The 10704-nt window shown below is 42.2% G+C and carries 13 protein-coding genes; 3 read left to right on the forward strand and 10 right to left on the reverse strand.

What is annotated here, in order from left to right; genetic code table 11:
- Positions 1-47 precede the first annotated feature (47 nt).
- The 3 genes from BKK48_RS09140 to ccmA are packed head-to-tail and all read right to left on the reverse strand — an operon-like array spanning position 48 to position 2139.
- Positions 48-785: a heme ABC transporter permease gene (locus BKK48_RS09140; protein WP_077428053.1), complete on the reverse strand. Its 738-nt coding sequence runs from the start codon at positions 783-785 to the stop codon at positions 48-50.
- A 45-nt stretch (positions 786-830) separates the two neighbouring features.
- On the reverse strand, positions 831-1496 hold the full coding sequence (gene ccmB, locus BKK48_RS09145; RefSeq protein WP_077428055.1) for a heme exporter protein CcmB: 666 nt from the start codon (positions 1494-1496) through the stop codon (positions 831-833).
- Positions 1497-1500: 4 nt separating this feature from the next.
- Positions 1501-2139 (reverse strand): cytochrome c biogenesis heme-transporting ATPase CcmA, encoded by a 639-nt coding sequence (ccmA, locus tag BKK48_RS09150; protein ID WP_077428057.1) that lies wholly within the window; start codon positions 2137-2139, stop codon positions 1501-1503.
- A gap of 276 nt (positions 2140-2415) precedes the next feature.
- On the opposite strand from ccmA, the gene sodA reads away from it, so the two are divergent.
- Complete coding sequence (gene sodA / locus BKK48_RS09155) at positions 2416-3060, forward strand: superoxide dismutase [Mn] (protein ID WP_077428059.1); 645 nt, start codon at positions 2416-2418, stop codon at positions 3058-3060.
- A 42-nt stretch (positions 3061-3102) separates the two neighbouring features.
- On the opposite strand, the gene BKK48_RS09160 is transcribed toward sodA, so the two are convergent.
- From BKK48_RS09160 to rlmN, 7 genes are all read right to left on the reverse strand, one after another.
- Positions 3103-3489 carry a methyltransferase family protein gene (locus tag BKK48_RS09160; protein ID WP_077428068.1) on the reverse strand — a complete coding sequence of 129 codons (387 nt, stop codon included), beginning with the start codon at positions 3487-3489 and terminating at the stop codon, positions 3103-3105.
- Positions 3490-3578: 89 nt separating this feature from the next.
- Complete coding sequence (locus BKK48_RS09165) at positions 3579-4193, reverse strand: YfgM family protein (RefSeq protein ID WP_077428070.1); 615 nt, start codon at positions 4191-4193, stop codon at positions 3579-3581.
- A gap of 18 nt (positions 4194-4211) precedes the next feature.
- Positions 4212-5483, reverse strand: a complete 1272-nt coding sequence (gene hisS, locus BKK48_RS09170) for a histidine--tRNA ligase (protein ID WP_077428072.1) — start codon at positions 5481-5483, stop codon at positions 4212-4214.
- 9 nt (positions 5484-5492) lie between these two features.
- On the reverse strand, positions 5493-6599 hold the full coding sequence (ispG, locus tag BKK48_RS09175; protein ID WP_077428074.1) for a flavodoxin-dependent (E)-4-hydroxy-3-methylbut-2-enyl-diphosphate synthase: 1107 nt from the start codon (positions 6597-6599) through the stop codon (positions 5493-5495).
- Between the two features lie 2 nt (positions 6600-6601).
- Positions 6602-7603 carry a RodZ domain-containing protein gene (locus BKK48_RS09180; RefSeq protein ID WP_077428076.1) on the reverse strand — a complete coding sequence of 334 codons (1002 nt, stop codon included), beginning with the start codon at positions 7601-7603 and terminating at the stop codon, positions 6602-6604.
- A gap of 69 nt (positions 7604-7672) precedes the next feature.
- The gene (gene pilW / locus BKK48_RS09185) at positions 7673-8218 is read right to left on the reverse strand and encodes a type IV pilus biogenesis/stability protein PilW (protein ID WP_077428078.1); all 546 of its coding nucleotides are present in this window, start codon (positions 8216-8218) and stop codon (positions 7673-7675) included.
- A gap of 21 nt (positions 8219-8239) precedes the next feature.
- Complete coding sequence (gene rlmN, locus BKK48_RS09190) at positions 8240-9388, reverse strand: dual-specificity RNA methyltransferase RlmN (protein WP_077428080.1); 1149 nt, start codon at positions 9386-9388, stop codon at positions 8240-8242.
- A 211-nt stretch (positions 9389-9599) separates the two neighbouring features.
- On the opposite strand from rlmN, the gene BKK48_RS09195 reads away from it, so the two are divergent.
- Positions 9600-10475, forward strand: coding sequence for a D-alanyl-D-alanine carboxypeptidase family protein (locus tag BKK48_RS09195; protein WP_077428082.1), 876 nt, complete (start codon positions 9600-9602; stop codon positions 10473-10475).
- Positions 10476-10576: 101 nt separating this feature from the next.
- Positions 10577-10704, forward strand: a 128-nt coding sequence (locus BKK48_RS09975; RefSeq protein WP_143538856.1) for a helix-turn-helix domain-containing protein, incomplete at its 3' end; no start/stop codon positions are given.

The following is a 10704-nucleotide window of genomic DNA, read 5'->3' on the forward strand; positions in this document are numbered from 1 at the left end:
ATCATCGCTTTTCAATTCCACATGTACAACGCCAAGCTTGCACATGATTACATTTTTTCCGCTAACGCTTTGACCCAAGGGCGTTTTGCCTCTTCTTTGAGTAATTCCACCCGATAGCGAACCAGAGTTAACCAAATGTATAAGGCTAAAAAGCCAAAGATACATAAAATCAGTGGAATTAACATAGGGGTCGCAATAGACGGTTTTTCAAATTTCGTAATACTTGCCCCTTGGTGAAGGGTGTTCCACCATTCCACCGAAAAATGGATAATCGGCAAAATCACCACAGTGGTGATACACAAAATTCCCGAAGCCTTTGCCCCAATAGCTCGGTCGGAAAAAGCAGAATAGAGCGCCAAAATACCAAGATAGAGGAAAAATAAAATCAGCTCAGCAGTTAAACGGGCATCCCATACCCACCAAGTTCCCCACATGGGTTTTCCCCAAATTGCCCCGGTAACAAGGGCGAGGAAAGTAAACAATGCACCAATGGGTGCCATGGCAATCATCGCTAAATGCGCTTGTTTGATTTGCCACACCAATGCCACAACCGCCGCCACTGCCATAGAGCCATAAACGCCCATAGACCAAATGGCAGTGGGAACATGCACATACATAATACGAAAACTATTGCCTTGTTGATAATCCGCCGGTGCATAAGCCAGCCCCCAAAGGATACCAACCGTCAATAAGAGAAAACTTAACACCGCAAATATCGGGCTTAATTTTCCACAAAGGTGATATTGCGTTTCCGCTTTCGCATAGGGATGTAACCACTTCCACATAAAAAAATCCTTCAAAAAAAGAGAAAAAAACAACCGCTCTTTGAGCTAATTATCTAAACTAATCCGTAATGCCGCAACCACTGCAAAAGGCGATAAGGTGATCGCCCCTGTCATCATTGCGCCCAAAATTGCCAATTGTCCGCCATAAGGCACGTTTAATCCCGCCGCCTCTAACACGGAAGAGGCAAAAATAAGTACCGGAATAAATAAAGGCACAACAATTAAACTTAGCAATACCCCACCTTTACGCAACCCCACTGTCAGCGCCACACCAATCGCCCCAATACAACTCAGCACGGGCGTACCAAGAAGCAGTGTCAGCACCAATGCCCACCAAAGATGAACCTCAAGAGAAAGCAATAAGGCAGCAATGGGTGAAAGCAAAATAAGGGGTAAACCGGTTAACAGCCAATGGGATAATACTTTGGCTAAGGCAGTGAGAACAGGCGCTTGTGTTGTCAGCATTAATTGTTCAAGTGAACCGTCAATGAAATCATCACGAAATAAACGTTCGAAAGAAAGGAGTGCAGAAAGCAAGGCTGCAACCCAAGCAATGCCCGGTGCAATACGGGAAAGTAATACGGGATCAGGCCCTATCACAAGGGGAAACAAGGTAATCACAATTAAAAAAAACCACAGCGGATTTAAAATCTCCGCCCGCTTACGCATGGCAATTTGTAATTCACGCTTTACGATTTCCCAAAAAATCATCCGTTTATTCCGCTTTATAGTTGGCTAAATTAAGTTTTTTCAAATGGTGGCTCGGCACATCTTGATGGCTGGTTAATAATACAATGCCACCTTGTTGGGTATGCTCATCAAAAAGTGCGGTCAAAATTTCCACGCCTTTTTTATCAATCGCCGTGAACGGCTCATCCAAAATCCAGAGGGCAGATCGGGAAAGCCATAAACGGGCTAAAGCAATACGTCGCTGTTGACCGGCAGAAAGTTGTGCCGCAGGTAAGTCCTCACGCCCGACTAATCCCACTTTTTCCAGCACCGCCCAAAGCGCTTCCTCACCGGCAGTTGCCTGACTAATACGCTGATAAAATTGTAAATTTTCCCAAGCGGTTAATTCCGGTTTTACACCGGAAAGATGCCCTAAGTAGAGCAAATGCTGGTGATACATTTCCCGTTGTTTGGTGATGGGTTCACCATCCCAATACACCTCCCCCTCCAAGGGTTGTGCAAGGCCGGCTAAAATTCTTAATAAACTGGTTTTCCCAATGCCGTTATGCCCTTCCACCTGAACAAAATCACCGCTTTTAAATTCTTGTGATAAGGCACGGAAAAGCACCCTCTCACCACGCTGGCAAGCGAGATTTTTTATGGATAAGCTATGAGCATCAAACATAATAAAAAAACCACCAAATAAAATTGCCGATATTCTATCATAAGGTAAACATTTGACGAGATTTCTAAGGGTTAAAAAAGCTAACTCTTTAGAAGTAGATCATAGGTTTTATTGATTTAAAACAAGATTTATCAAAAAGGACAATTTCACTAAAAGAAAACATTTAATGATCTAAATCAAATTTTCTGCTACTATTCGAGCAATTTTTGGTGAGGGTTTTATCACCCCAACCAAAATGATTGAAATCACCACTTTATTCTATAGAAGGAACGAATTATGGCTTACACCTTACCTGAATTAGGCTACGCTTATAACGCATTAGAACCGCATTTCGATGCCCAAACCATGGAAATCCACCACAGCAAGCACCACCAAGCTTATGTCAATAATGCCAATGCAGCATTAGAAGGCTTAGCCGCTGAATTTGTTGAAATGTGTCCGGGTCAATTAATTGCGCATCTTGATAAACTTCCGGCCGAAAAACGCGGTGTATTACGCAACAATGCCGGTGGTCATGCAAACCATAGTCTATTTTGGAAATCCTTGAAAAAAGGCACAATCTTACAAGGTGCATTAAAAGAGGCGATCGTTCGTGATTTTGGCTCTGTTGAAGCTTTCCAAGCGGAATTTGAAAAAGCAGCGGCGACCCGTTTTGGTTCAGGCTGGGCGTGGTTGGTGTTAACCGCTGAAGGTAAATTAGCCGTCGTTTCAACAGCAAACCAAGATAACCCATTAATGGGTAAAGAGGTGGCAGGTTGTGAGGGCTTCCCACTATTAGGTTTAGATGTTTGGGAACATGCCTATTACCTAAAATTCCAAAACCGCCGTCCTGATTACATTAAAGAATTTTGGAATGTCGTGAACTGGGATTATGTGGCAGAACGTTTTGAAAAAAAGACGGATTGCCAATGTGCAAAATAACAAGATAGCAGAACAAAAGTGCGGTCAGAATTGACCGCATTTTTACAGCCAACGCCTCACTTTCGCTTGATATTGACGATAAGCCTCACCAAACTTTCTTTCCAAATAAATTTCTTCCCGAGCAATTTGAAAACGGTTCATTAAAAAGATAAATGCCACCACGCCACTCCAAGCCAAGAAATGTCCTAAATACAATGCCCAAGCCATTAAGAGCAGTAACAAACTCAAATACATTGGGTTACGGCTTACCCTAAAAATACCGGAGGTCACCAGATGGGTGCTTTTATCCAATCGCTGAGGATCAACAGTAGTTTTATGTTGATGAAATTGCCAAAGGCTGAGCATCCCAATACAAACAGACAATAAAATGAAACCGCCAATAAGATAAGGAAATGTGGGATATTGTCCCATTGAGGGTAACAAATACATTACTACTCCAACAAAAAAGCAAAGCAGTGGTGGAGGAAGTGGAAAGAGAGATCGCATATAAAATAAAACGCTCTTACGAGCGTTTCCGATTAAAGATTATTCAGCTTCATTTGTGCAGCCTGTTGTTCTAATGGACTGCCCAGTTGAAGTGCTTGTTCAAAACTGATTTTAGCGGCCTGACTATCCCCTTTTGCAAGCTGAATATCACCGGTTAAAAGCGCTTTTCGTGCAGCAAAACTGCTACTTTTTACTTGATTAAGATTGGATAATGCCGAGTCTAACTTGCCTAATTGAAATTGCACCGCACTTAAACGCAATGCGGCAAGTGATGTGAGAATATCGTCTTGAGATTGTGTTAAGGCCTGCTGTAATGCGGCTTCGGCAGAGGCGAAATCTTGTTTCTCAACGGCATTTTTTGCTTCATCAAATAAAGCAAAGACGGCATAGCTGGTTTTACTGTTCGCTTGAACAAAATCCGTTAATTTTGCTTTTTGCGTAGCAGGATCTTGTTCAACAGCATAAACCAATGCCTCATAGCCTGCTGAAGCCTCAACAATTTGATTAGCTTGATGAGATTGCCAATAACGCCAGCCCAACACGCCACCTACACCTAAAATAAAAGCCACAATAATGCTTTTACCGTTTTCTTTCCACCATTCCTTTAACTGGTTAATCTCTTGTTCTTCTTCAATGGAATACGCCATATTCTTTTCCTTTATCAACTAAAATTGAGATTGAATATAATCAATGACTTTTTCGATATCAAGGGTTTGCTGTTCAACTCCACCCTGTAAATGTTTCACGACCACTTGGTTATTAAGCATTTCGCTTTCACCAATCACTAAGGCTAAGGTTGCACCGGACTTATCTGCACGTCGGAATTGCTTTTTAAAGTTGCCTCCCGAACAATGTAGCATTGTCCCTAAGTGCGGTAAAGCGGAGCGGATTTTTTCCGCTAACTGAAACGCCGCTAAAGCCGTGCCTTCACCTTGATAAACAAGGTAAATATCCACCGCACTTTTCAGCGGAATTGAAGCATTGACTTCTTGGACGAGTAAAACCAAGCGTTCTAACCCCATCGCAAACCCAACACCCGGGGCAGCATGTCCCCCTAATTGTTCCACTAAGCCGTCATAACGCCCCCCACCGCATACCGTGCCTTGTGCACCCAATGCAGAGGTGACCCATTCAAATACGGTCTTATTATAGTAATCTAACCCTCGCACCAGTTTCGGGTTAATCTCATACGCAATACCGACAGAATCCAGCAAAGCACACAATTGAGCAAAATGCTCACGGCTTTCGTCATCTAAATAATCAAGCAATTTCGGCGCATCATCTAATACCTGTTGTAATGCTTGATTTTTCGTATCCAAAATACGAAGCGGGTTTTTAATTAAGCGTTCCTTTTCTTCTTCACTCATTAATGCTTGGTGTTGTTCTAAGAAAGCGACCAAGGCAGAACGATAATTAGCTCTCGCTTCTAATGAACCAATGGAGTTAAGTTGAAGAGAAACATGTTGATCGATGCCTAATTTCTTCCAAAGACGGGCGGTTAGAACAATTAATTCCGCATCAATTTCCGGATTGGCAATACCAAACACTTCCACACCTGCTTGATGAAATTGGCGATAACGCCCTTTTTGTGGACGCTCATGGCGGAACATCGGCCCCATATACCATAAACGTTGTTCATTATTATAGATCCAGCCATGCTCAATCGCTGCACGCACACAGCCTGCTGTGCCTTCCGGGCGTAAAGTCAGTTGCTCATCATTATCCCAAAACGTATACATTTCTTTTGAGACCACATCGGTTACTTCACCAATAGCACGAGCAAATAATGGGGTGCTTTCCACAATCGGCATACGCACTTCCGAATAGCCATAGCTATTTAATACTTCACGCACCTGCGTTTCTACCCATTGCCATAATGGCGATTCTGTTGGAGAACAATCGTTCATTCCACGAATTGCTTGAATTGTTTTTGCCACGAGTTTTCCTTAAATAATACGATTTTTCGGGTCCTGTAATGCGACTTTCGCTCGGATTTTTGCTTCTAATTGATTAATAATGTCTTCGTTATCAAAACGCTCTTTTTGGCGTTCACCGTCCACATAGTAACCGCTTTTTTTGTTACCGCCGGTCACCCCGAGATCGGAAACCAATGCCTCGCCCGGCCCATTTACTACACAGCCAATAATGGATACATCCATTGGTGTAATAATATCTTCAAGCCGTTGCTCCAACGCATTCACCGTGCCGATCACATCAAATTCTTGACGGGAACAAGTCGGGCAAGCAATGAAATTAATACCACGGGAACGAATGCGTAAGGATTTGAGAATATCAAACCCCACTTTAATTTCTTCCACAGGATCTGCCGCAAGGGACACTCTCAGCGTATCGCCAATGCCCTCAGCCAGTAGCATACCTAAACCGATCGCTGATTTCACCGCACCGGCTCTCGCCCCACCGGCCTCGGTAATCCCTAAATGAAGAGGCTGTTTAATGGCCTTTGCCAGTAAACGATAGGCCTCTACGGCTAAAAAAACATCAGAGGCTTTCACGCTCACTTTAAATTGATCAAAGTTAAGACGATCTAAAATTTCAACATGACGTAATGCCGATTCCAACAAGGCTTCTGGTGTAGGTTCACCGTATTTCTCTTGCAAATCTCTTTCTAAAGAACCGGCATTCACCCCAATACGGATAGGAATATTTTTATCACGGGCACAATCAACAACGGCACGGATACGATCTTCACGACCAATATTACCGGGATTAATCCGTAAGCAATCCACCCCATATTCCGCCACTTTTAAGGCAATACGATAATCAAAATGAATATCTGCCACCAGGGGCACATTCACTTGCTGTTTAATCATCTTAAAGGCTTCCGCAGCTTCCATTGTTGGCACAGAAACCCGCACAATATCTGCCCCTACACGCTCGAGGGATTTAATCTGCGCCACCGTTGCCTCCACATCGGTGGTGCGTGTATTGGTCATAGACTGTACTGCGATGGGCGCATCACCACCAATTGGGACATTGCCTACATAAATTTTGGTCGATTCACGACGCTTAATTGTCGGTTGAAAAGCAGACATGATTATTCCTTAGGTTGTGAAAGTTTGAATTTTGCCACACGTCCATCTACTTTTAATGGGTAATTTTCACCTTTGTAGGTAATGCGTACATTCGCAGGCGCTCCCACGATTAAAGAAAACTCATTACCGTTAAAGGTAAGCACTTCACCTTCTTTATATTCTTTTTGCACAAGGACTTTTCGATGCTGATCTTTCACACTCAACCAACTACTGTTTTTTAACACTTCCACAATTAAATCCCCTTGGGCAGAAGGTGGAGCGGGAGAAATGGTTGGATTTTCAACCGCACTTTGCGTATCAGGGATCGCCACTTCATTCTCGGCAGAAGTGATGGATTTAGGTAAAGGCTGATCATTTTGTTGAACAGGAAGCGATAATGCTGTGTCGGTTGAGCCTATATTGGTAGGTTCTGTCGTCGTTTCATTATTAGAAGCCATTTCAGCCGAACTTGCTGAGAGTATTGCAGAGGGATTAGGTTGGGTTGTTGAAATTTCCACAGGCTGAGCCACATTGGTTGCCGATTCAGTAGCTTCTGTATTTGAAACATAATTTTGCACCAGCGTATCACGTTCTTCATTCGATTGCTGATAACTCTGCCACCACCATAATCCCGTCATACTTAATGCAATGAGTAGCACTAATGCAGTTAAATAACCCACCCAACGGCTATGAGATGCATATTGATTCACCGAGCGGGTAGCCCGTGCATTTTTATCTAAATCATTTTTCTCATCATCACCAAAAGAAAGATCAGCCCAAAGGTTTTCAGGCAAACGCAAAAACTTCCCATAGCTACGCACATAGCCTTTCATAAAAATTGCAGGGACATTTTTTTGGATAAATTCATTATTTTCGATTTGTTTTAATATTGCCGGACGCAATGTAATTTGTTTGGAAACATCTTCAAGAGAAAGATTTAACGCTTCACGGGCTTGGCGAAATTGCTCGCCCACAGAGATGAATTGTTCAGCTTTCGTTTCTATTTTTTCAGCTTGTGTATTCATACATTTATTCGTTTATAAAATAGAGTTAGACGCTGAATTTTAAAGTCGAAAGCGTAATTTGGCAATGTTTTATTTGATTTGATTCAGTTTTTCCGCCCGCTCCCTATCAAGCTGTCGCAACTTATCTAACGCTTGTTGGTAAATAGACATTTGATTGGAAGCCTTTGCACAAAGCGCCATATTTTCATAGGTATCGGCTTGGCGATAATAATGGGGGGAATGCAAGGCACGTTCAAATTCTTCATAAGCTTGTTGGAATTCGCCTTGGGCACATAAAAACGTACCCAAATTATTATGAGTATCTCCTTGTTTATCATCTAATTTTATCCCTTGAAGATAAGCTTTTCGAGCCGCCTCCACTTCCCCTTGTAATTGGTAAAAATGTGCCATGGCAGAATACACCAAATAATAATGGGGATCATGGGTTAAGGCTTTATCCAGGTTTTGTTTAGCGAGAGGAAAATTATTCTGCTGTAAATAACCCAGTGCCAGCTCAACACGGGCTTTTGCGGCCTGTTGCTGATCAAAATTGGAAGAAGGCGGATGAGAAACACAAGCCGAAAAAACAAGAGGAAAAATGACCGCACTTAGGATCGGTATAGACAAAAATTTCATTTTTCCTCCAATTATTAAGCGTTAATTGACTTGAGTTATCCCAATATTTTGCCCAAATTGGCGTTTCATTGCCGTACGTTTTGTTCGGTCAATCACTTCACCGGCAAGTTGCCCGCAGGCCGCATCAATATCATCGCCACGGGTTTTGCGTACAATCACCGTAAAACCATATTCCATCAGTGTTTTTTGAAAACGATCAATACGACTATTGGAACTTTTCGCATAAGGAGCTTGAGGGAACGGGTTCCAGGGAATTAAATTAATTTTACAAGGGGTGTTTTTCAATATCTCTGCAAGTTGGTGAGCGTGTTCCACCCCATCATTAACATGATCCAGCATGACATATTCAATCGTCACTTTGCCATGGTTGGCATTGGATACGCTAAGGTAGCGATTAACGGAATCAATCAGCATCTTAATATTGTATTTTTTATTGATAGGGACAATTTCATCACGCAATGCATCATTTGGGGCATGCAGAGAAATGGCTAATGCCACATCAATCATTTTGCTCAAATTATCCAATGCCGGCACGACCCCTGAGGTAGAAAGGGTCACTCGGCGTTTAGATAAACCGTAAGCAAAATCATCTAACATAATTTCCATTGCCGGCACCACATTGGCAACATTTAATAGCGGCTCCCCCATGCCCATCATCACCACATTGGTAATAGGGCGAACACCGGTCACTCCGAAATTACCAAGAATTTTTGACGCTCGCCATACTTGCCCGATAATTTCAGACACCGTCAAATTACGGTTAAAGCCCTGTTGCGCCGTAGAACAAAAAGTACAGGCTAACGCACAACCCACCTGAGAAGACACACAAAGGGTGGCACGATCTGCCTCGGGGATATACACGGTTTCTACTTGCTGCTCCCCCACTTGCATTGCCCATTTAATAGTACCATCAGCAGAACGTTGCTCAACAGCCACCTCCGGCGCTTTAATTTCAGCCACGGATTTTAGTTTTTCTCGCAACTTCTTATTAATATTCGTCATATTGTCGAAGTTATCTTCGCCAAAATGATAGATCCATTTCACCAATTGATCTGCTCGGAAAGGTTTTTCGCCCAGTTCTTGAAAAAATTCACGCATCTGTTTGCGTGTTAAATCCATTAAATTAATTTTTTTCGTTTGTTCTAACATGAAAGCCTCGTTGTTACACATTATGGCAATAAAAATTGCGGTAACCCACCGCAACAAAGCCTGATATAAAATAGGCAGCGATTTTACCGATTTGCAGGGGGATAAGCTAGCAAATTTCAAAAAACCAAGCGGTTTTTGACCGCACTTTTTACGAATGAGATCGCAAAAATAACCATTACTTTATAAAAAAGTGCGGTAGAATACGCGCCTGTTTTATTTTTCGGTGTCTGCTATGTTAAAAAAACTTGTTTCCATTTTCTGTTTTCTGCCCACATTCGCCTTGGCACAATCCTATGTAGTTTACGATTTTACTCACGATAAAGTGCTAGAAAGTCGCTCACCTAATCATGTGCAACCCATTGCCTCTGTCACTAAATTGATGACGGCGAATGTGTTTTTGGAGAATAATACCAATCCTCGTTGTACCGCCTCTATTACCGATGATGACGATGATTACATTAAAGGGACACATACCAAATTACCGAAATACACCCCGATTTCTTGCCATGAATTACTCAAAGCCATGCTCGTTCATTCGGATAACCAAGCGGCTCATGCCCTTGCACGTTCTGCCGGAATGAGCCGTCTCCAATTTATTCAGAAAATGAATGAAAAAGCCAAACAATTAGGAATGCGTTCTACCCGTTTTGCTGACAGCTCCGGCTTATCGGATAGCAATATTTCAAGTGCTATGGACTTGGTGAAATTGGCGAAATATTCAATGAATAAACCCCAAATTAAAACCTTCTCTAATATGCCAAGCACTTATATTCAAACAAGCAGACGCAGTGTCTTTGTGAAAAATACCAATAAATTGGTTCGAGAAGAGGTGTTTGATGCGGCAATTAATAAAACCGGTTATATCCGTGAATCCGGCTACAACTTAGTTTTTATCAATAAGCACCCTTGCCGCAATGCGACCATTGGTGTGATTAGTTTAAACAACAGTAGCTCGCAATTTAGAACCAATTTCACCAAAGCAAAACTCGAAGCATATGGTTGTACCGCAGGCCACCGCTTGCATAACTTTACCGAAGAAGATGCCCAATATGAGGAAGGTTACGATGAGGAAGGGCTTTCTAATCTTATTGAACAACTTTCCAAATAGCCTGAAATAAAACAATAAAAGAGAAAAAAGAAAAGCAGGAAAATTGATCTGCACCCCAAAAGTTGGACTAATCTTCCAACTCACAAGGGTGCAGATTTTTTATGACTAAATATAACCAACTTTTCAAACAGCAAGTGCTCGAATTTTATCTCCAACATAATAAAAATCAGTCGCTGACACGCAAACAATTTCATCTCAAAGAACGTACACTATACCGTTGGATTACCCA

Source organism: Rodentibacter heidelbergensis (genome assembly GCF_002000125.1).
GTDB lineage: Bacteria > Pseudomonadota > Gammaproteobacteria > Enterobacterales > Pasteurellaceae > Rodentibacter > Rodentibacter heidelbergensis.